This is a genomic window from Bacillus xiamenensis, assembly GCF_001857925.1.
GTDB lineage: Bacteria > Bacillota > Bacilli > Bacillales > Bacillaceae > Bacillus > Bacillus xiamenensis.
Window position 1 is genome coordinate 3,354,994 of the sequence record NZ_CP017786.1, and the last position, 21,817, is coordinate 3,376,810.

Annotated in this window: 22 protein-coding genes, 1 pseudogene and 1 riboswitch; of the genes and pseudogenes, 17 read left to right on the forward strand and 6 right to left on the reverse strand. The window is 40.5% G+C overall.

Annotated features, from left to right (window positions below; all coding sequences use genetic code 11):
• Positions 1-89: 89 nt before the first annotated feature.
• The 9 genes and pseudogenes from BK049_RS17210 (at position 90) to BK049_RS17245 (ending at position 11,459) form a co-directional block, all read left to right on the forward strand.
• Positions 90-1,595 (forward strand): carboxypeptidase M32, encoded by a 1,506-nt coding sequence (locus BK049_RS17210; protein ID WP_008356846.1) that lies wholly within the window; start codon positions 90-92, stop codon positions 1,593-1,595.
• Positions 1,596-1,936: 341 nt separating this feature from the next.
• Positions 1,937-2,036: riboswitch (purine riboswitch) on the forward strand.
• Positions 2,037-2,154: 118 nt separating this feature from the next.
• On the forward strand, positions 2,155-2,739 hold the full coding sequence (gene xpt, locus BK049_RS17215) for a xanthine phosphoribosyltransferase (RefSeq protein ID WP_008358079.1): 585 nt from the start codon (positions 2,155-2,157) through the stop codon (positions 2,737-2,739).
• Positions 2,736-4,055 (forward strand): xanthine permease PbuX, encoded by a 1,320-nt coding sequence (gene pbuX / locus BK049_RS17220; protein ID WP_071169031.1) that lies wholly within the window; start codon positions 2,736-2,738, stop codon positions 4,053-4,055. Before xpt ends, pbuX begins: the two co-directional genes overlap by 4 nt.
• A gap of 432 nt (positions 4,056-4,487) precedes the next feature.
• A pseudogene (locus BK049_RS17225) lies at positions 4,488-5,588 on the forward strand (type III polyketide synthase).
• The gene (locus BK049_RS17230; protein WP_071169032.1) at positions 5,585-6,094 is read left to right on the forward strand and encodes an isoprenylcysteine carboxyl methyltransferase family protein; all 510 of its coding nucleotides are present in this window, start codon (positions 5,585-5,587) and stop codon (positions 6,092-6,094) included. Before BK049_RS17225 ends, BK049_RS17230 begins: the two are co-directional and overlap by 4 nt.
• 85 nt (positions 6,095-6,179) lie before the next feature.
• Positions 6,180-6,266 (forward strand): Fur-regulated basic protein FbpC, encoded by an 87-nt coding sequence (locus BK049_RS19410; protein ID WP_223251174.1) that lies wholly within the window; start codon positions 6,180-6,182, stop codon positions 6,264-6,266.
• A 133-nt stretch (positions 6,267-6,399) separates the two neighbouring features.
• Complete coding sequence (dynA, locus tag BK049_RS17235; protein WP_071169033.1) at positions 6,400-9,993, forward strand: dynamin GTPase; 3,594 nt, start codon at positions 6,400-6,402, stop codon at positions 9,991-9,993.
• A gap of 41 nt (positions 9,994-10,034) precedes the next feature.
• Positions 10,035-10,298: a YpbS family protein gene (locus BK049_RS17240; protein WP_008358090.1), complete on the forward strand. Its 264-nt coding sequence runs from the start codon at positions 10,035-10,037 to the stop codon at positions 10,296-10,298.
• Positions 10,299-10,571: 273 nt separating this feature from the next.
• Positions 10,572-11,459: a 5'-3' exonuclease gene (locus BK049_RS17245; protein WP_008358093.1), complete on the forward strand. Its 888-nt coding sequence runs from the start codon at positions 10,572-10,574 to the stop codon at positions 11,457-11,459.
• A 72-nt stretch (positions 11,460-11,531) separates the two neighbouring features.
• On the opposite strand, the gene BK049_RS17250 is transcribed toward BK049_RS17245, so the two are convergent.
• Genes BK049_RS17250 through BK049_RS17260 form a run of 3 tightly spaced genes read right to left on the reverse strand, consistent with a single transcriptional unit; the run spans position 11,532 to position 12,787 of the window.
• Complete coding sequence (locus BK049_RS17250; protein ID WP_008358095.1) at positions 11,532-11,657, reverse strand: hypothetical protein; 126 nt, start codon at positions 11,655-11,657, stop codon at positions 11,532-11,534.
• 43 nt (positions 11,658-11,700) lie between these two features.
• Positions 11,701-12,096, reverse strand: a complete 396-nt coding sequence (locus tag BK049_RS17255) for a reverse transcriptase-like protein (RefSeq protein WP_071169034.1) — start codon at positions 12,094-12,096, stop codon at positions 11,701-11,703.
• 1 nt (position 12,097) lies between these two features.
• Entirely contained in the window at positions 12,098-12,787 is a 690-nt protein-coding gene (locus tag BK049_RS17260; RefSeq protein ID WP_008358099.1) for a queuosine precursor transporter, read from the reverse strand.
• Positions 12,788-12,881: 94 nt separating this feature from the next.
• Here BK049_RS17260 and BK049_RS17265 point away from each other — a divergent pair, with 94 nt between their 5' ends.
• The 3 genes from BK049_RS17265 (at position 12,882) to BK049_RS17275 (ending at position 14,090) form a co-directional block, all read left to right on the forward strand.
• Complete coding sequence (locus BK049_RS17265) at positions 12,882-13,553, forward strand: ribonuclease H family protein (protein WP_008358101.1); 672 nt, start codon at positions 12,882-12,884, stop codon at positions 13,551-13,553.
• 1 nt (position 13,554) lies between these two features.
• A complete protein-coding gene (locus tag BK049_RS17270; RefSeq protein WP_008358103.1) occupies positions 13,555-13,737 on the forward strand; it encodes a zinc-finger domain-containing protein in 183 nt (60 codons plus the stop codon).
• 170 nt (positions 13,738-13,907) lie between these two features.
• On the forward strand, positions 13,908-14,090 hold the full coding sequence (locus BK049_RS17275; protein ID WP_008358105.1) for a hypothetical protein: 183 nt from the start codon (positions 13,908-13,910) through the stop codon (positions 14,088-14,090).
• A 51-nt stretch (positions 14,091-14,141) separates the two neighbouring features.
• Here the strand turns inward: BK049_RS17275 and cspD are convergent, their stop codons facing one another.
• The gene (gene cspD / locus BK049_RS17280) at positions 14,142-14,342 is read right to left on the reverse strand and encodes a cold-shock protein CspD (RefSeq protein ID WP_003215784.1); all 201 of its coding nucleotides are present in this window, start codon (positions 14,340-14,342) and stop codon (positions 14,142-14,144) included.
• A gap of 261 nt (positions 14,343-14,603) precedes the next feature.
• Here cspD and BK049_RS17285 point away from each other — a divergent pair, with 261 nt between their 5' ends.
• On the forward strand, positions 14,604-15,305 hold the full coding sequence (locus tag BK049_RS17285; protein ID WP_008358107.1) for an AIM24 family protein: 702 nt from the start codon (positions 14,604-14,606) through the stop codon (positions 15,303-15,305).
• Positions 15,306-15,339: 34 nt separating this feature from the next.
• On the opposite strand, the gene BK049_RS17290 is transcribed toward BK049_RS17285, so the two are convergent.
• Together BK049_RS17290 and metA are read right to left on the reverse strand one after the other, a co-directional pair.
• Positions 15,340-16,491: a diglucosyl diacylglycerol synthase gene (locus tag BK049_RS17290; RefSeq protein ID WP_071169035.1), complete on the reverse strand. Its 1,152-nt coding sequence runs from the start codon at positions 16,489-16,491 to the stop codon at positions 15,340-15,342.
• A gap of 227 nt (positions 16,492-16,718) precedes the next feature.
• Positions 16,719-17,627, reverse strand: a complete 909-nt coding sequence (gene metA / locus BK049_RS17295) for a homoserine O-acetyltransferase MetA (RefSeq protein ID WP_008358112.1) — start codon at positions 17,625-17,627, stop codon at positions 16,719-16,721.
• 138 nt (positions 17,628-17,765) lie between these two features.
• Between metA and BK049_RS17300 the strand changes: the two genes are divergently transcribed.
• The 4 genes from BK049_RS17300 (at position 17,766) to BK049_RS17315 (ending at position 21,797) form a co-directional block, all read left to right on the forward strand.
• The gene (locus BK049_RS17300) at positions 17,766-19,448 is read left to right on the forward strand and encodes a formate--tetrahydrofolate ligase (protein ID WP_071169036.1); all 1,683 of its coding nucleotides are present in this window, start codon (positions 17,766-17,768) and stop codon (positions 19,446-19,448) included.
• Positions 19,449-19,522: 74 nt separating this feature from the next.
• Complete coding sequence (locus tag BK049_RS17305) at positions 19,523-20,005, forward strand: glutathione peroxidase (RefSeq protein WP_008358117.1); 483 nt, start codon at positions 19,523-19,525, stop codon at positions 20,003-20,005.
• Positions 20,006-20,018: 13 nt separating this feature from the next.
• Entirely contained in the window at positions 20,019-20,630 is a 612-nt protein-coding gene (locus tag BK049_RS17310; protein WP_008358119.1) for an HD domain-containing protein, read from the forward strand.
• A 30-nt stretch (positions 20,631-20,660) separates the two neighbouring features.
• Positions 20,661-21,797 (forward strand): conserved virulence factor C family protein, encoded by a 1,137-nt coding sequence (locus tag BK049_RS17315; protein ID WP_071169037.1) that lies wholly within the window; start codon positions 20,661-20,663, stop codon positions 21,795-21,797.
• Positions 21,798-21,817 lie beyond the last annotated feature (20 nt).

Consider the following 21,817-nt stretch of genomic DNA (forward strand, 5'->3'; position numbering starts at 1 on the left):
GTGTATCCTCCTTTTTCATTGACAAAAGAACATTGATTTTAGTAGCCTTGAAACGTACATACATATTTATTGATTGGGGGAACGAACGCATGAGTCTTGAATCAAAAGAGAAAGCGTTTTATCAATTACTAGGAAAAATCGCCCACTATACAGAGGCGCTTCATTTGCTTTATTGGGACTCTCGAACACAGGCGCCAAAAAAAAGCGCTGATTTCAGAGCAGAAACCATCGGTCAATTATCAAGTGATATCTTTAATATGAAGACTTCTGATGAAATGAGAGATCTTCTTGATGTACTAAATAAACAGAAAGAAGAGCTGTCAACAGATACACAGAAGGCACTCGAATTAGCGCAAAAAGAATATGATGAAAACAGCAAAATTCCTAAAGAAGAATTTAAAGAATACTCCATTCTTCAATCGAAAGCAGAGCATGTCTGGGTAGAAGCAAGGGAGAAATCAGATTTTTCACTCTTTGCACCATACTTAAAACAGCTCATTGATTTTAACAAGCGTTTCATTCAGTATTGGGGCGTGAAAAAAACGCCATATGATGTACTGCTCAATAACTATGAGCCCGATATGACCGTTGAACAGCTCGATCAAAAATTTGGCGCACTTCGTGACGCTATCGTTCCTCTCGTCAAAAAAATTGAAGCCTCTCCAAACAAACCGGATACTTCATTTTTATCGAAAAGCTTCCCAATCGACAAGCAAAAAGAGCTAAGCCTCTTTTTCTTAAAAGAGTTAGGGTATGACTTTGACGCAGGGCGTCTTGATACAACGGTTCATCCGTTTGCTGTGACATTAAGCAGAGGGGATGTACGTGTGACGACGCGCTATGATGAGCACGATTTTCGAATGGCGATCTTTGGCACGATTCATGAATGCGGTCATGCCATCTATGAGCAAAACATTGATGAGGCACTGAGCGGAACGCTCTTATGTGATGGGACGTCAATGGGCATTCATGAATCACAGTCTCTTTTCTTTGAGAACTTTATCGGAAGACATGAAGATTTCTGGAAAACGTATTATCAAAAACTGCAAGAGGCCTCTCCTGAACAATTTAAAGATGTCTCGTTAGAAGAATTTGTGCATGCTGTAAATGAATCGAAGCCGACTTACATTCGAATTGAAGCAGATGAACTCACGTATCCGCTACACATTATTATTCGCTATGAAATTGAAAAAGCCATTTTTAATGAAGAAGTGGCTGTTGAGGACCTGCCTGCACTTTGGAATGAAAAGTATAAAGCATATCTCGGGATTACGCCGCCTAACGATGCACTTGGCATCTTGCAGGATGTTCACTGGTCTGATGGAAGCTTTGGTTATTTCCCTTCATACGCACTTGGTTATATGTATGCAGCGCAATTAAAGCAGCAAATGATCAAAGATTTACCGAATTTTGATGAACTGATTCAAAACGGGTCTTTTGCACCAATAAAAGAATGGCTAACTGAACATGTCCACAAGCATGGAAAACGGAAAAAACCATCTGAAATCATTCAAGATGCAACTGGTGAAGAATTAAATGTTCAATACTTAATTGATTATTTAACGGATAAGTACACGAAACTGTATTTATCATAAATGAAAGGCACCCTTTGATCAGAAGGGTGCTTCAGCGTGTAGACAAACCCTCGCATTCGGTGTCAGTCCTGCGTGCTGGTGCTCACGAATGTCAAATTCGCTCCGCGCCAGTACTCGTCCTTCCTAGACTGCAAAGGTTTTCAATTCACGCTGAAAAGAAGACAAAGGGCTAAAATAAAGGTCATTTTAGCCCTTTGTCAACAATCTGAGGCACCCTTTGATTAGAAGGGTGCTTTTTTGATGGTTGAATATTCTAAAAACGAACGTTTGGAGCATAATGATTATTTAAGTTCGGTATTTTTCTAGAAAAGTGCTTTCCAAGTGTCTGAAATCTTGTTATAATTTGAACACTATGAACCACTCATATAATCGCGTGATGATGGCACGCAAGTTTCTACCGGACACCGATACCGTCCGACTATGAGTGAGCAAAATGAAACAGCTTTTGTATCAGCTGAAGATCCCGTGGATCGTTTTCGCATTGCTTGCTCCTTAATGGACAGCAATGCTTTTTTTATGCAAAAAATTGAAAGTTGCCAATATGCTAGGGGGAAATATGATGGAATTGTTACGTCAAAAAATCGAGAACGAAGGAATCGTTCTGTCAAATCAAGTGTTAAAGGTAGATGCTTTTTTAAATCATCAAATTGATCCTGTGTTAATGCATGAGATCGGTCAAGAGTTTGCTAGATTATATCAGCACGATGGTATTACTAAAATTATCACGATCGAATCTTCTGGTATCGCACCTGCCGTCATGGCTGGACTTGCCCTTCATGTACCCGTTGTGTTTGCCCGGAAACGCCAATCGCTGACATTAACGGATAATTTGCTGACAGCTAGTGTGTACTCATTTACGAAAAAAGTAGAAAGTACGATCGCTGTTTCGAATACGCATCTTAGTGAAAATGATTGTGTGTTAATCATCGACGACTTTTTAGCAAACGGTGAAGCTGCTAAGGGACTTGCTACAATTGCAAAGCAAGCAAAGGCGAAAGTCGCTGGATTTGGGATTGTCATCGAGAAGTCATTCCAGCCTGGAAGAAATGAACTTGTGCAAATGGGCTACAGAGTCGAGTCGCTCGCACGTATTGAATCACTCGAGGAAGGAAAAGTCACGTTTGTACGGGAGGTACAATCATGAGTGCTGCAAAAAAAGTCAAAACGCTTTCGCTAGGAATTCAGCATGTGCTGGCCATGTATGCAGGTGCGGTTCTTGTACCGCTCATTGTTGGAGATGCGCTAGGGCTCTCGCCTGCACAGCTCACTTACTTAATTTCGGCGGATATTTTCATGTGTGGTGCGGCCACACTGCTCCAAGTATGGAAAAACCGTTTCTTTGGCATCGGTTTGCCTGTTGTACTAGGCTGTACATTTACTGCGGTATCTCCTATGATTGCGATTGGCTCTAAATATGGAATTTCGTCTATATATGGAAGTATAATCGCCGCAGGGTGTATGGTCATTGCCCTTTCATTTTTCTTTGGGAAGCTTGTGAAATTCTTCCCGCCTGTTGTCACAGGTTCAGTCGTCACGATCATTGGAATTACCCTTATTCCGGTAGCCATGAACAATATGGCAGGCGGAGAAGGAAGTGCAGATTATGGTTCGTTTGAAAATTTAGGACTCGCTTTTCTTGTGTTGTTTATGATTGTCCTTCTCTATCGATTTACAAAGGGGTTCATGAAAGCCATTGCCATCTTAATCGGCATTCTACTTGGGACAGCCGTTGCTGCTCTTTTAGGAAAGGTAGAGACGGCAGAAGTGGCGAATGCACAAGTCTTCCGCATCATTGAGCCTTTTTACTTTGGAATGCCTACCTTTGAATTTGCGCCAATTATGACGATGACTTTAGTTGCGATTGTGTCCTTAGTCGAATCAACGGGTGTTTATTTTGCACTGGGCGATTTAACGAATCGCTCATTAAAGGAGAAGGATTTAGCAAAGGGCTATCGTGCAGAGGGGATTGCTGTGTTACTAGGCGGAATCTTCAATGCCTTCCCATACACAGCCTACTCCCAAAACGTTGGATTGATCCAGTTAACTGGTGTGAAGAAAAATCAGGTCATTGTGGTGACAGGGGTATTATTAATGTTATTTGGCCTTTTTCCTAAAATCGCTGCATTCACAACGATCATTCCAAAGTCCGTTCTTGGCGGTGCGATGGTCGCAATGTTTGGAATGGTCATTGCATACGGGATTAAAATGCTCTCGCGTGTCGATTTTGCCAAACAGGAAAACTTGCTCATTGTCGCATGCTCAGTTGGCATCGGGCTAGGTGTAACCGTTGTGCCGCAAATGTTTGAGCATCTTCCAGAATCGATTAAATTATTAACAAGTAACGGCATTGTGGCAGGGAGCTTTACCGCCATTTTGCTTCATATCATTTATCACATGATTCCACTGAAAAAGGAAACAGAAAAGGACCATGTGGAAGAACCTAAACAATCTGTTGTGTAAACACCTCTCACCTGAGAGGTGTTAGCGTGTAGACAAACCCTCGCATTCTTTGTCAGTCCTGCGTGCCGGTGCTCACGAATCTTAAATTCGCTCCGCGCCGGTACTCGTCCTTCCTAGACTGCAAAGGTTTTCTATCACGCTGAAAAGAAGACAAAGGACTAAAATAAAGATCATTTTAGCCCTTTGTCAACAATCTGACACCTCTCACCTGAGAGGTGTTTTTTGCACAAAAAAAGCAGGTTCGCTTGGCTTGGAACGAACCTGTGAAGGAGGAAAACTACATCATGTTTTCACCTATATTATCCAATATTTATCAATTGTCGTCAAGACAAAAAGTTAGACGGAGGAAAATATTTTGACTGAATTGTGACGATTTGGCATGTATATCCTTTTTTTGATTGGGGATATTAACCGAAAAAAGAGGTGAAGCCGATGGCGTACATTCTTTCAGTTGGAACAAGTCTGCCAAAACATCATGTGGATCAGCAAGCAGCTGCTCAATTTGCAAGGTCTCAATTTAAACGATCGTTTAAAGATATTGATCGGTTATTAAAAGCTTTTCAAAATGGCGAAATAGAGAGCAGGCAGTTTGTGAAGCCCATTGAATGGTACCAAGAACACCACTCGTTTGAAGAGAAAAATCATCTCTATTTGGAAAAGGCTTTGGAGCATGCGAAAGAAGCTGTCTTTCACTGTCTTCATGAGACGGCGTTCCTTAAAAAACCGCTTCCCTATGAAGAGGTCGATGCTTTGTTTTTCATCTCCAGCACTGGATTATCAACGCCAAGTCTTGATGCAAAGCTGATGAATGTTCTCCCATTTTCTCCTTATACGAAACGAGTGCCGATTTGGTGATTGGGTTGCGGAGGTGGAGCTTCAGGCTTATCTAGAGCGTATGAATACATACGCGCGTATCCAGAAGCGAAGGTACTAGTTGTGGCCTGTGAGCTTTGCAGTTTAACGTTTCAGCCGCAAGATCAATCAAAGAGCAATTTAATCGGGACCTCGTTGTTCGGAGACGGGACTGCGGCAGTACTATTAGCTGGAGAAACAGCTATATCTGAGTATGCACAGTTAAACGCAGTACCTAGAGTGCTTGGCACACAGTCCGTGACCATGAAAGATTCCGAGGATGTCATGGGCTGGGATTTTACAAGTGACGGGTTTCGGGTCATCTTCTCACGTGACATTCCGTCCATCATTTCTGGCTGGTTAAAAGAGCAAGTGGATCAATTTTTACATCAGCAAGGGTATTCAACAGAGGATTTATCCGTTTTTCTTGCTCACCCTGGAGGAAAAAAAGTAATTGATGCCTATCTTGAAAGTCTATCTTTACAAGAGGATCGGCTGTTTTCTTCAAAAGCAGTACTGAAACATCATGGGAATATGTCCTCTGCCACCGTTTTGTATGTGCTGAAGCATTTTCTTGAGCATCAGGAAGTTGAAGCGGGAGCGGTGGGACTATGCGGAGCGCTTGGTCCAGGCTTTTCCTCTGAGTTATTACTCATGAAATGGGAGGAGGTCTCGTCATGACCTTCTGGCTAGTGATTGGTTTCTTCATTTGTCAGCGCCTGATTGAAATGCTCGTTGCTAAAAGAAATGAGAAGAAAGTGAAAGCGATAGGTGCGATTGAATTTGGTGCTGGTCATTATCCTTATATGGTCGCCATGCATGCGGCCTTTTTTCTCTCGCTCATTGGAGAGACATGGCTGTTTCATCGTGACCCGTCTCGTTTTTTCCTTTTGCTGCTCGCCTTCTTGCTGGCTGTACAAGTGATTCGATATTGGGCGTTATGGTCTCTTGGGACGTACTGGAACACAAAGATTTTAGTGGTTCCAAATGCGACGATTGTCAAAAAGGGGCCGTATCGATGGTTAAAGCACCCTAACTATATGGTGGTGGCGATTGAACTGATGTTTATTCCGCTGCTATTTAATGCGTATATTACTGCCATTTTGTTTACGTGTTTAAATGGATGGATGATGATGGTGAGAATTCAAACAGAAGAAAAAGCACTGAATCAGTATTTACTAAATTAATATTGAAAATCATTATCAATTGTGCTACACTTTCATTAATGATAAGCATTCTCAATCATGAAGGATGGACGGTGATCACATGACAATGATTTTCTTACTCGGTACGGTTTGTGTATACAGCCTATTAATTGGCTTTGTATTAAAAGGTGTTTCAAAAAAATCTGCTTCCTGATTGCAGTCAATGATGACTGATCGGGCAGCAGATTTTTTTTATTTCCTCAGATCAGAAGAAAAATCTCTTCATTTTGTGTAAAATGGTATCACATACATAACTGACTTTTCTAAAAACAAAGGGGTTTATCGTCATGAAAGACTTGTCTATTCGAGATTCGCTCGTTCAAACTACAGGTGTACTATATGAGTGTCTCCTTAAAAGGGATGATCATGAGCGCGCAGCCAAACTTGCATCGATTATGAAAAAGGAAGCTGAAGAAGAAGTGTATATCGCATTTACCGGTCACTATTCTGCTGGTAAGTCATCACTTGTGAATTTTCTTCTTCATGATCATATCCTGCCAACGAGTCCAATTCCAACAAGTGCAAACTTGGTCGTTGTGAGAAAAGGGGTCAGCGAAGTGAAGCTTCATACCTCTGACGGCCGTTTTGCAAAAATGAGCGGTTCTTATGATAAAGATGCGGTGCAGCGTTTTTGTAAAGATGGGGAACAGATTGAAATGGTGGAAATCAGCGGTAATTATAAGGGACTTGAAGAAAAGGTGGCGCTCATTGATACGCCAGGTATAGATTCAACGGATCATGCGCACTTTTTATCTGCTGCGTCTATTCTTCATCAAGCAGATGCTCTTTTTTATGTCGTTCACTATAACCATGTTCATTCTGAAGAGAACATTCGCTTCATTCGCTCAATTAAAGAGAAAGTGCCAAATCTTTATTTCATCGTCAATCAAGTGGATCGGCACAATGAACAAGAGACAACTTTTGAAGACTACAAAAAGCAAGTCGTTGAGATGCTTTTAAAAGAAGGCATAGAGGAAGAGCATTTGTATTTTACATCTGTGACCGATGAGGCGCACCCAAGAAACGAAATGATTCGCTTAGTGGAGAAACTTCAAGAATTACAAACTTTACCTAAAGCATCACTTCGAGCCTATACAGAGCAGAAAATAGAACATGTATTAAAAGAACACATTGAATCGCTAAAAGAAGAACTGAACGAAGAGGACCTTGATACGCAGCTTCACGAAAAAAGGAATGAAGTCAAAGAATTAGAAGCAAAAAGCCGATTTATCGAAAAGGGCGCAAAACAGGTAGAAGATGAAGTGTCTTCTGAAGTAGAGAACATTTTAAAAAATGCCAACCTCACCCCATTTAAGATGAGGGAGCTTGCAAGTGATTATATCGAATCGAAAGTACCTGGCTTTAAAGTAGGTTTGCTCTTTACTAAAAATAAAACCGAGCAGGAGAAACAAAAACGGGCGAGCGACTTCTTAGCAGATGTCAAAAAGAGAATGAAAGCGGAAGTGGACTGGCACATTGCCGAGCTGCTCAAAACAGAAATAAAACAGCATCAGCTTGGTGAAGAGTTATTAAACCAAGCGATGGCATTTGAAACACCTGTTGAAGAATCCCTGCTTGAAAAGGTGATTCATCCTGGTGCGACTTTCTCTAACGAATACGTTCTTCAATATGCGAAAGATGCTGGTGAAGCCTTAAAAAGACAGGCAAAACAAAAAGCCATGCCATTGATCGAACAAATGGTCGAGGCATTGAAAGACCAGCTGATGAATGAACAGGGGAAGCAGCAAGACAAATGGGAGAAAGCAAAGCAAGAGCTTCAGATGCTTGAGGCGTTTAACGAAAAAAATGAACAAATAAGACAGGACATTCAATCTATATGGGACATTTGGCAAAATGGGACAGATGAGCATATTCAAGACGACTGGTTTTATGTGAAAAAGCAATGGATGCAGCATGACCAGCTAAAGCAGAATCAAGCGCCATCTCATGCTAAAGAGAGCAGTCAAGATGATGAACGGACAGATCGTGATCAAATACGTCAGTCACAGCATGTGACGACAGCACAGTCGATTGAGCAATTTAAACAGCTTTCTCATATTTTATCGCCTTTAGACGCTATCCAGTCACAAAGACAATCCTTTGAAAAACGAACAGAAAGGCTTCAGGCAAAAGAGTTTACCCTCGCATTATTTGGCGCTTTTAGTTCGGGGAAATCTTCTTTTGCCAATGCACTTGTTGGGAGAAAAGTGTTACCATCATCACCTACGCCAACAACGGCAACGATTAACAAGCTCACACGGCCTACAGAGGATCACCCTCATGAAAGTGTCAAAGTGGTGTTCAAAACAGAACAGGACATTCTAGAAGAGCTTGATCAGATTCTTGGATTTTCAATAACAGAAGAAAAAGGGGATACATTTAAAGCGAAACTGGAAAGAGTGCTGAAAAAAAGACAGCTTGAACAGGATCACTGCATCATTGTCGAACATTTTCTAAAAGCACATGCCCGGTTTCATGATTACATTGACAACCAAACCCCATTACATGTCACACTTCAAGAATTAAAGCCGTATGTGGCAGAAGAAGCCGTTTCTTGTGTAGTGAAGGAAGTAACGGTGTATTTAAGTACACCTTTGACAGATAAAGGGCTGACGATTGTGGATACCCCGGGTGCGAGCAGTATGAATAAGCGTCATACAGAAATAGCTTTCCAATATATGAAGGACGCCGATGCCCTGCTATATTTAACGTACTATCAGCATTCTTTCTCAAAGGCTGATCGATCATTTTTACGTAAGCTTGGACTCGTAAAAGATTCATTTAGTATGGATAAAATGTTCTTTATTATCAATGCAGCTGATTTGGCCAAGGATCAAGCAGAGCTTGAAACGGTGTTTGACTATGTACGAAACGAGCTCACAAAAGAAGGCATCCGGCATCCCAATCTGCATCATGTGTCTAGTAAGGAAGAAATCGAAGGAAAAGAGCCGTCACCTTATAATCAATATGCAAAACTTAGAAAACAACTCGATTATTTTATTGAGGAAGAATTAACGAAAGATGCAATCGAGCTTTTGCATTTTGAAGCCAATACACTATGTGCAACAGTTGACAAGCTTCATGCGACTTTGCATCAATCAGAAGATGAGAAAGAAGCCGAAAAGAAAAACATAGAGACATCATATGAAGCAATTCTTGAAAAAATGAACGATGTGAAACGGTCTAAGCTAGTGACAGAAAGCGTAAAAAAAGACGTGCATGAACAGCTTTACCACATTGTACAGCGTCTATCACTATTTGCGAATGATATGTTAAAAACAGCCTTTTATCCGGGCATATCTCAAGAAAACTTCAGTCAGCAGCTGAAAAAGGCACTTGAGAAAGCTCTAAAGGAATATGAATTTGAATTTGTCCAGGAGATCAAGGCGCTTGATATTCGAATGGAATCGTTTATCCATCAATATTTCCAAGAGGAGTGGGAGAAAGGGATGCAGGCTGCATGCGCTGAAGATCCTTACTTTTCTCTCAGTCTGTCACGACCTGAGGAGAAAAACGCCGAGCTGAAACAAATCGAAGTCGAAGCAGAGCTTACGCCGTTTGAGCCGCACTTAAAGAAACAAAAATCAGCAAAAGCCTTTTTTGAACAGAATGGAAAGGCGGCGTTTATTGAATCCGTTCGAGATGTTCTACTTGAATTGACAACGTTGTGGGCAGATAAAGAAAAAGAAGAGTTACTTAGCAGATATGACAAAATCGTCAAGACCTATACTGAAAGGTATGAACAAGCCGCGCTTCAACAGCTCAATGAGCAAAAACGCACGTTTATGACGAGCCTGAAGACAGATGCGAAAAAGCAGGCCATAATTGAGCAAGTATATAAACAAACAATTGAATGGAAGAACCAGTTGAAAACGATATGATTCATGATAGACTAGATAAAAAAGAAAGCAGTTGATACACAATGACGAGCGTACATGAAGAAATTTCTGCACATTCACAGAAACAGCATGCCCATATTCAATCCTTTCTCGCACTTGAGCAAAAAAGAGAGCAGGCAATTGAGACTGCTGTAGCAAAGTGTGAACGAAACGAACCATTTACAACAGATGAGATCAATGCCATTACTTCGAAAATGAATGAGCTTGCACGAGGTGGAATTGTTCCACTGCGAAAACATGTCACGATAGATATGGTAAGCGAGTACGCCGGGCGTAAACAGAAGTAAAGAGTAACTTTCTCTTTTTTGGTCATCTTAACAAATGAACCAGAAAGGGGAATGATGATGGCAAAAAAGCAAAACGCACAGCAGAAGGAAGAACGCATGCCTAAACAAAAAGATATGCCGTCCTACGCAGAAGCTGAGACGAAAAAAATGCAATATGGTCAAAAGTAATTGGGCTGCCTCTTCTTTTCAAAAAGAAGAAGGCGCCTTTTTATGTCCGTTTCTATGTTCTATGATAGAATAGGAGTATTGTTTTTAAAAAGGGAGTTTATACGAATGAATAAACACGTACTGCTTGTAGATGGAATGGCACTTCTTTTCAGGTCGTTTTATGCGACGGCTGTCCATCGTAACTTTATGATAAATGATCGTGGTGTGCCGACAAATGGAGTTAGTGGCTATTTGAAGCATTTATTAACGGCTGTCCAAACCTTTGAGCCAACACATATTGTTTGCTGCTGGGATATGGGAAGCCAGACGTACCGAAATGAATTGTTCCAAGATTATAAAGCCAATCGAGGAGAAGCGCCTGTCGAGCTGATCCCGCAGTTTGATTTAGCCAAAGAGGCGACAGAAGAACTTGGAATCATGAACGTTGGTTTAAAGGGCTTTGAAGCAGATGATTGTATCGGTACGCTCGCTGCACTCTATCAAAAAGAAGCACGTGTGACCGTTTTGACTGGAGATAAAGATCTGCTGCAAATTTTGAACGAACAGGTGACAGTGGCTCTGATGCAAAAAGGAATTGGGAATTATAAACCATTTACAAAAGCCTTATTTGAAGAGGAAATGGGCATCACTCCAAAGGCGCTGATTGATATGAAAGCTTTAATGGGTGATGCAAGTGATAATTATCCCGGTGTAAAAGGTATCGGAGAAAAAACAGCATTGAAATTTATTCAAACGTATCAATCCATTGATCGTCTGTTAGAAAATATCGAGGAATTAACGGCAGCGCAGCAAAAGAAAATGCAAGCAGGCTTAGAAGATCTGAAGCTTTCTCGTATACTCGCAGAGATTAAATGTGACGTACCACTTAGCTGTCCAATTGATGAAACAAAAATGAACATCAATCCAGAGCGTGCAGCCGCCATGCTGCGCCTGCACCAAATCAAAGGAATTGAACCAATGGTCCACCGTGTAAGTCAATTAGAAATCAGCTAAGGCTGATCTCTCAGACTTCAAGGAACTCTTTATTATGATGAAAAGAAGCAAAGGGCTAAAATAAAGTTCATTTTAGCCCTTTGTATTGCTTTTTTTCGCCTTATTTTCTAATTGAGATAGAGGCTGCTTATCTTTTGTCTGCGCATCACCTTGTGGGGTTGTTCCGTTTGTGACACGGCCTTTGTTCTCTTTATCCAATTCGATTCACCTCACACATTAGCATAACCAAAAGAAAAGCGATTCATCCTTTAGAAAGGTGAATCGCTTTTCTAGCGAGCTGATCGGCTACATGATTTTCCTTGCTTGGAATCCACTTAATAAAAAATAAATCAAACTCGGTTTGAAGCTGCAACATATCTTCAATAAAATGGCGGAAGGCTGGATTTTTAGCAAACCCTGCATTGGCCGCACGATCAACTACCTGTGAATCTGTGCGAAATGAAACGGTTCGCAGGCCTTTTTCAGCGCAAATTTTCATCCCTTCGATCAGCGCAGAAAATTCTGCTTCATGATTGCTCATTGTTCCAAGAGGGATCGAGAAAGACTCAGCCTTTCCATCATATTTAATGAAAATGCCGATGCCAGACGGACCTGGATTTCCTGCACTGGCGCCATCAATGTATATTTCTGCTGGCACATTATTTCCCCCTTTCATCAAGCGGAACCATTTTCTTTGCTGCATACGCATATGGGGTAGCAATCGCCGCTACGATAAACTTAATCACGTATGTCGTGATGAAAATTTCGATCCAGATATGAAATGGGTAGGTGCCAAGAAAAGCAATGGTTGTGAAAACGAGTGTATCCAGCAGCTGGCTGATCATCGTACTTCCAGCGTTTCGCACCCAGAGCGCACCGTCTGAAGGAAATATCCGGCGAATAAACGAATATACATAAACATCTAACATTTGACTGATGATATAAGCAGCAAGACTGCCAAGGGCAACTCTCGGCATAAAGCCAAAAATGGTTTCTAATGATGATTGTGAAATGTCAGATGGAGCGGGATGGAAAAGCAAAGCCTCCTGCATGACAACTGTTAACGTTAAAAGAGTGGCAAAGCCAATCCAGACAGCTTTCTTCGCTTCTCTTTGCCCATATTTTTCATTTAGAACGTCCGTTGCAAAGAACACACTGCCATATAAAATATTTCCAAGTGTCGCCGTTAAACCAAATAATTCAACGGTTTTGACCACTTGTAAATTTGCGGCAACCGTCGCAAAGCCAATCCAGACGAAAAGGCCTGTCTTGCCAAATCCTTTATAAAATAGAAGAACAATGATAAAATTAATGATCGCAAATAAGAGCCAAATACCTTCATTAAACAAGTGACATGAACTTCCTTTCTGATTGTAAAATGTAACTTTTTGATTATAGCATAACGAACGTTTACCTTAAAAGTACGGAAAGGCGATGTGATCAATGAAACTAAGAGCACATTATACAATGAAAGTGAAATCAATTGGGTCCATTGCTTTTTTCCAAGAAGATTGGATGGAACTCAAGGAGGCCTTGCTTTTAGCAAAGCATATAGACAAAAAAGAACCGCAGTCGCTTCTATCATTTGAAGATGAAAAGGGTGCGATGTGGTCTATCAAAGAGCTTGAAAAACTAAACGAAGAACTTAGGCTTGAACCTGATCAGCTTCAAGTTTATTTTGATGCAAGCTTTCGCAAAGAAACGGGTGAATCCGGACTTGGAATTGTCGTGTATTATCATCTTGGAGAAGATGCTTATCGATTAAGGAAGAATCACCCTTTTCGGGGTACCACTAATAATGAGGCAGAGTATGCGGCTTTATTTGAAGCAGTAAATGCTTTAAAAGAACTGGGAGCGGGCAGAAACTCTGTTACGATTAAAGGAGATTCACTCGTTGTCATGAATCAGTTAAAAGGGGAATGGCCTTGTTATGATGATGTGCATAACAAATGGCTCGACCGAATTGAGGCTGCAATCAAAGAGCTGAAGCTCACCCCAACCTATGAAGTCATTGATCGTAAACAAAATGCAGAAGCCGATCAGCTTGCCAGGCAGATGCTAGCAGACGTCCCAATCGAAAGTAAGTTGAAATTAGAAGCAGACGGAGCTGAATAGTGTGGATAAAAAAACAGCAGTAAAAGAATTGACGGATCTTCAAGACACGTATTGTTCAGATTGTTTGATAAAGAAGCACTTTCGAAAAGAATTTGGCAAAAAATACGCACACTCCTTTTGTATACAGCAATGCACGGTAGGAGAGAAAATCAAAGAATACGGAAATGCACTGCTCAAAAAATAAACGGGCACACCGGTTTTCCTCTTGTTAAACAGATGCTCATGAAAAAAAACGGACAGAATGTGTAAAAAGAGAACATATTCTGAAAAATGAGCCGATATAACTATAGAAAGTTTCGGTTAAGTTACTTTTTGACTAAGTGACGGATATTAGAGGAAAAGGGGAAGGCCGGCATGGATAATAAGGATTTTGAAATGGTATTACATCGAACATTTCAAGAGGTATACAGCGATCTAGAGCAGCTAGTAGATGTAGCAAAGAAGGGAAGACCTTTTCTCGAAAAAGATATCTCTGAAATTGAACAAAGACTAAAACAAAATATTTTAGCAATTGAAATTCAGCTGAAAATCAAATAAGAGAGGCATATGCCCCTCTTTATTTTGTCGTTTCATCATTGATTTAGTTGATTAAATTTTTGTTACGTTAGCTGCTTGAGGTCCACGATTACCTTCAACGATTTCAAAAGAAACTTCTTGTCCTTCTTCTAAAGACTTGTAACCGTCACCTTCGATAGCTGTGAAGTGAACGAATACATCGTCTCCGCCTTCAACTTCAATGAAGCCGAAACCTTTTTCATTATTGAACCATTTTACTTTACCGTTTTGCATATTGCTTTTTCCTCCTAGTACTGTAGCATACCTTTTGGCATACTAAAAAAAATTTTCATCACCTAACGAAGTTGTTAAATGATGGTTTCACTATACACTATCAAAAGTAAAGCGTCAAGCATGCAGGCCAAATTTTGAGCAGAATATTTGATTTTTTTGTTTTTTAATGAAAAACCATTTATATATAAAACGTCCTAATTTTCTGAAACCTAATGTGTGTCTTGTCCGTATATAAAAAAAATATTGAAAGAGGTGCCGGTCATGAATCGTTACACGATTGAGGAATTTGTTCACAATACACAGCAAGAAGATAAAGGAGAAGGGGTCTTCGAGCTTGAAACATCGAGGCTTTTGGAAATAAATTTGACTGATACCATTTGGGCAAAAACAGGTTCCATGGTGTCATATCGGGGCAAAATAAAGTTTGAACGTGAAGGTGTTTTGGAGCATGGCGTCTCAAAGATGTTCAAGAAGATGTTATCAGGAGAAGGAACCTCTTTGATGAAAGCAACGGGTGAGGGGAAATTATATATCGCAGACCAAGGCAAAAAAATCTCCATTCTTCGGTTGGCTCAAGGGGAGTCCATTTTTGTAAATGGAAACGATCTGCTTGCATTTGAACCGTCAATCCGCTGGGATATTAAATTGATGAAAAAGGTGTCTGGCATGCTTGCCGGTGGTTTATTTAACGTCAAACTTGAAGGACCAGGTCTGATTGCAATCACCAGTCATTACGAACCGCTTACGCTGATTGTTCAGCCAGGTGATTCTGTTTATACAGATCCGAATGCGACGGTCGCATGGTCAGGAGATTTAAACACTGAATTTGTAACAGATGTGTCCTTCAAAACGTTTATTGGCAGGGGAAGCGGGGAGTCCATTCAAATGAAGTTTAGCGGAAGCGGCTTTGTTGTTGTTCAGCCGTTTGAAGAAGTGTACACAGCAAGTGGAAATCAAGGGTAAAAGAAAAAGGTGTCCGTCATAGACGGGCACCTTTTTATGATAATGCACGAGCATACGTTTTGTTGCTCATGATCAGATCAGATTGTTCAACGATATCTTCTAAAATGGTTTGAGAAGATTGTTTTAAGTGCAGTTTTTTTATGTTTTGTTTCATTGTGTTTAATTTTTCTTCATCTTGTAGCAGGTTGGTCACAGATTCTAAAATGTCTTCATGTCTGTTGATGACGATGGCAGCGCCATAATCTTCGAAGAAAAGAGCATTTTCTTTTTCTTGTCCAGGAACAGGTTTGTAAAGAATCACTGGGACACCAATTGCTGTTGCTTCTGTTAATGTAATACCACCTGGTTTTGTAATCATACAGTCTGTTACTCTGAACAATTCATCAATTTGTTCCACATATCCAAGCGCCTTCAATTGATCTGGGTGTGCTTGTTCAAGATCGCTGAGCGATTGTTTCAGCGCTACGTTTTTACCGCATACAACAACAATTTGCACTTCACTGTCAAGAAGTAATGCTTCACATAGCTCCTTCACATTTTTTAGTACACCATGAGCACCTGCCATAATGAGAAGGACCTTTTTGTCTGACGATAATCCATATTTTTTATAGATGATCGATTTTGGTACGTCTGCTTCAAATTGTGGTCTAATAGGAATGCCTGTCACCTTGACATCGCTTGGATGTGTGCCGATTTCCACTAGCTTTTGTTTCACATAATCGGTTGCAACATAGTATCGGTCGATGTTTTCATGTACCCAAATTTTATGAAGACAGAAGTCTGTCATCACATTAAATGTTGGAATCACTTTACCTGTTTTGTTTCGGTATTCGGGTACAACAATCATCGGGAATGTAATGATGATGATGTCCGGGTTGTGTAACTGAATTAATTCATCGAGACGCTTATTTCCCATCTTTAAGTAAATGTTAAATTTGCGTTTATTGTAAATTTTATCTACACCGTAATAAAACAAGCGATAAAATTGTTTCCCAATGGAGAAGCTCTTCAAATATAAATATTGAGTCACTTCTGACACAATGGGATTTGATTCTTGATACAAATTAGAAACTATCACATGTTCAAACCCTTGGGATTTGCATTCATCATACAGTGTTTTTGCAACCTGCATATGTCCATTTCCATAATTTGCGGTCAAGATTAATATTTTTTTATTGGTATTCAAGAATATTCACCTCAAATGTAATCAACAACAACAAAACTTCGTACGAAACTATGAATCTCATAGGTCTACATATACATAAAGATAACATATAAACAGGAAGAGCATATCATTCGTTACGAAAGAATTAAACTAATTTTAAAAAACAAACAGGCTAAATTGATAATGGAAGACAGAGCCATTTGTATTTTAACACATTTTGATCATTTTTCATCAGACCAGAGTCTATTTTATTCCCACACATATGGTGTTTCTTGATAAACATAATAATTAAGCCAATTCATAAAAAGTAAAGTTGCGTGGGCTTTCCAGCGATTCACTGGCACTAATGTGTCTCCATCCTCTATAAAATAGTGGACAGGTTTTTTAACTGTATCATGTTTCAACAAATCTCTTTCATATTCCTGCTTCAATGTATCTGTATCATATTCAGGATGTCCAGTTAAAAATACTTGTTTATCATCATCTGAAACAATTAAACAAACACCAGCTTCTTCAGATATACTCAATATTTTCAGATTCGGTGTGTTTTTTAATTGTTCTGTATTAATATCTGTATGCCTAGAATGTGGGACATAGTATACTTCATCGAAACCTCTTACCAATCTTTCTTTTTTTTCTTTGACATGATGCTCAAACACACCGAATTTTTTCTCGGGGAGCTTGATTTTTTCAATGCCATAATGGTGATATAGACCTGCCTGTGCTCCCCAGCATATATGAAGAGTAGACGTCACATTGGTTTTACTCCAGTCCAAAATGTCCTGCAGTTCTTTCCAATAGGAAACTTCTTCAAAAGGTAAATGCTCAATTGGCGCGCCTGTAATGATCATTCCATCAAATTTTTTATGGCGAATTGAGTCAAAGGTCGTATAAAATTCATCTAGGTGCTCTCTTGATGTATTCTTCGGTGTATGTGTACTTGGAATCAAAAATGTGAAGTACACTTGCAAAGGAGAATTTCCGAGCATTCTTAGCAGCTGCGTTTCAGTTTGAATTTTTTTTGGCATTAAATTTAAGATCACGATATTCAAAGGACGGATATCTTGCTTGAATGCCCTTGTCTCATCCATGACGAAAATGTTTTCGCTCTCTAGTATTTGTTTTGCCGGCAAATGAACTGGTATGTTTATAGGCAACTTGCCACCCCCTGAACCAAAGCTAATTTCATTTCATTATAGGAACTTTCTGGCGATATTTCAATGTTTCAATTATGTTACAATGAAAGATAGAGCAAAAATGAAAGCTGTTTCTGTCAAAAAGGAGGCCGTTTATTGATGATTACAAAACATTTATCGGATATTGACATTGCCCAAAGGGCAAAGCTGAGACCCATTCAAGACATCGCAGCGAAATTACAAATACATGACGAAGAATTAGAATGCTATGGTTTCACAAAAGCGAAAATATCTTTGACTATTTTTGACCGTTTAAAGGAACAGAAAGAAGGAAACGTGATTCTTGTGACTTCGATAAACCCAACGCCAGCAGGTGAGGGGAAGTCCACTGTCACAGTTGGCCTCGGTCAAGCCTTCGAAAAAATTGGCAAAAAAGCGATCATTGCCATGCGTGAACCTTCACTAGGTCCTACAATGGGCATTAAAGGCGGTGCAGCTGGTGGCGGATATTCACAGGTGCTGCCAATGGAAGAAATCAATCTCCATTTCACAGGGGATTTCCATGCCATCACATCCGCACATAACGCTTTATCTGCTTTTATTGATAACCATATCCATCATGGAAATGAACTGGGTATTGATGCACGCCGGATTGTCTGGAAACGGGTGCTTGATTTAAACGACCGTGCTTTAAGACAAGTGGTAGTAGGGCTTGGCGGTCAATTAAATGGATACCCTAGAGAAGACGGATTTGATATTACGGTTGCTTCGGAAATGATGGCGATCCTTTGTTTAGCACAAGACTTAAACGATCTGAAAAAACGTCTTTCTTCTATTGTTGTTGCCTATAATCAAGAAGGTGAGCCTGTCACAGTTGGAAATCTTGGATATGAAGGTGTACTGACATTACTTTTAAAAGACGCGCTCAAACCAAATCTTGTTCAAACAATTGAAGGAACTCCAGCCCTTGTCCATGGCGGTCCTTTTGCCAATATTGCACATGGCTGCAATAGTTTAATTGCAACAAAGATGGCAGCAAAACTAGCCGATTATGTGGTAACAGAAGCCGGGTTCGGTGCAGATCTTGGTGCTGAAAAATTCCTTCACATCAAAACAAGAGCCGGTGAATTCAAACCATGTGCTGTTGTCATTGTAGCAACTGTCAGAGCGTTAAAAATGCATGGCGGAATGCAAAAAACAGAGCTCAAGGAAGCAAATGCACATGCTGTATTAGAGGGTATACATAATTTAGAGAAGCATATTGAAACACTGCAAGCCTTCGGTCTTCCATACATCGTCGCAGTGAATCGTTTTATCACCGATACGAAAGAAGAAATTCAAGCGATAGAAAATTGGTGTGAAACGAATGGGCATCCAGTAAAAGCCGTCAATGTATGGGAAGAAGGAGGGGATGGAGGCACAGCACTTGCCGAAGAACTCACGACACTCATTGAAAAGAATGAGAACCAATTTTCGTATTTGTATGAAGAAAAAGATTCCATTGAAGAAAAGTTATCAAAAGTGGCCAAAAACGTTTACGGTGCAGATGGCGTCACGCTCACTTCAAAAGCAAGAAAACAGCTGGCAGCAATCGAGAAAAATGGCTGGGCTCATTTACCGGTTTGTATGGCCAAAACGCAATATTCCCTTTCAGATGATCCTGCTTTAATCGGCAGACCAAAAGGCTTTACCATTACGATTCGAGAGTTAAAGCCATCTGTTGGAGCAGGTTTTATCGTTGCTTTAACCGGAAGCATTCTCACCATGCCCGGCCTGCCTAAAAAACCTGCGGCGCTTGAGATGGATTTATTAGAAGACGGCAGTGTGACAGGACTCTTTTAGCAGAGAGCATAAAAAGCGATTTTCTAAAAGAAGCATGTTACGATAGGAAAAAGAGAATCCTAGGAGGCTATGAGATGTCAATTTATGATATTCAGGTCAAGACTATAAACGGTCAGGAAAAATCAATGGCAGATTACAAAGGGAAAGTACTTATTATCGTGAACACAGCGAGCAAATGTGGACTGACCCCTCAATTTAAACAATTACAAGAGTTATATGATCAATATCACGAAAAGGGTCTTGAAATTTTAGGATTCCCATGCAATCAATTTATGAATCAAGAGCCAGAAGGGGAAGAAGCGATTCAAGAATTCTGTTCATTGAATTATGGTGTGACCTTCCCAATGTTTGCAAAAGTTGATGTCAATGGCGACAATGCGCATCCTCTTTTCAAATACTTAACAAGTCATGCGAAAGGTGTACTTGGCACAAAAACGGTGAAATGGAACTTCACAAAATTTATCGTTGACCAAAACGGAGAAGTCACTGAACGATTCTCTCCTAAAACACCGCCAAAAGAATTAGAAAGCTCGATCATCGCTCTTTTGGATCAATAAGATGCGTACGATCATGCAGCAAAAGCAATTGGAGGCAGCGGCCTTCTTTGTTTCAAAACAGCTAAAGGATGAGCCGACAGGTCACGATGCGGCTCATATTGATCGTGTCCGTCTCCTTGCACTTAATATCGCAAAGCGGGAAGGCGGGTCACTATTTATCATTGAAATGGCGGCGATTGTACATGATTTAATTGATGAGAAGCTGTCAAGTGAATGGAAGCTTTCACCGCAAGAACTCAAGCAGCAGCTCCTTTTGTGGGAAGTGGATAAGCGGGATATTCGTTATATCATGGATATCATTACAACGATGTCTTTTCGCCGCCGTCATATGCAGCATAAGCCAATGACATTAGAAGGAGCTATTGTTCAAGATGCGGATAGGCTGGATGCAATAGGAGCAACTGGTATTGCAAGGGTATTTACGTATGCAGGTGCAAAAGGTGAACCCCATTATACAAACGGTTCACACCTAGGCTCAGTGCTTGAACACATGCAAGAAAAACTGCTCAAATTAAAAGACTTAATGAACACACATGAAGGAAAGCAGCTTGCTAATGAGCGGCATGAATTCATGTGTTTATTTATCAAGACATGGAAAGAAGAATGCGGCCTTACAGATGAGTAGGGTCTTTATGTGTGTAAGGAGGATGATGAGATGAAAATAATTGCCATAGAACCGACACCAAGTCCGAATACAATGAAGGTGATTTTGACAGAGGCGCTTGCCGGCGGTAAAAGCAACAACTACAAAAAGGATCAAAAAGACGAAGCACCAGAAATGATCAAGCGAATTTTAACGATTGAAGGTGTAAAAGGGGTCTACCATGTAGCAGATTTCTTAGCAGTCGAACGCAATGCAAAATATGACTGGCAGGGGATTTTACAACAGGTCAGAGAAGCCTTTGGACAAGAAACGGAAGGTCTTCAGGAAACATCACAGTCAGGCGGTGACACATTTGGCGAAGTCAAAGTGTTTGTCCAAATGTTTAATGGCATTCCGATGCAGGTCAAGCTGACAGATGGGGAAAGAGAAGAACGATTTGGCATGCCTGAACGTTTTCAGGCAGCTATCCTGAAGCTAAGAAGCAGTTCAGACAATGTTGTGTTTGAACGTGTGTGGAAAGAACAAGGCGTACGTTTTGGAGAATTTGCTGATATCGGTCAAGAAGTCACTGAAGAGCTGCAAGCAGCTTATGACGACGAGCGCTTAACCCGTTTAACAGAAGCGGTTCAGGAAGGACAAGAGGCTGTCGATAAACAGGTGAATCGCAAGGCCTATGACGTCACAGAAGAAATGCTGCGTGAAGAAGATTGGAAAAAACGATTTGCTCATTTAGAGCAAATGCAGCCTGAGAAAAAAGATATACCCGTTTTAATGAAAGCGATGGAGGACCCAAAAACGTCTATTCGCAGGCAAGCTGTTGTGAATGCTGGCATGATTGAAGACCCAGCTATTCTGCCTATTTTATATAAGGGGCTTGAAGATAAAACAGTGACGGTCCGCAGAACTGCTGGAGACTGTATTTCAGATCTTGGTGATCCAAGCGCTATTGAAGCGATGATCGCAGCATTAAAAGACCCAAGTAAGCTTGTCCGCTGGCGTGCGGCCATGTTTCTTTATGAAGAAGGTGACGAAACGGCACTTGAAGCATTAAAAGAAGCGGAGCAGGACCCTGAATTTGAAGTCAGTCTTCAAGTGAAAATGGCGATTGAACGAATTGAGCACGGGGAAGAAGCGAAAGGCTCAGTCTGGAAGCAAATGACAGAAAGTAGAAAAAATGCGTCAGACTGATGAGAAATCGGAACAAGCTG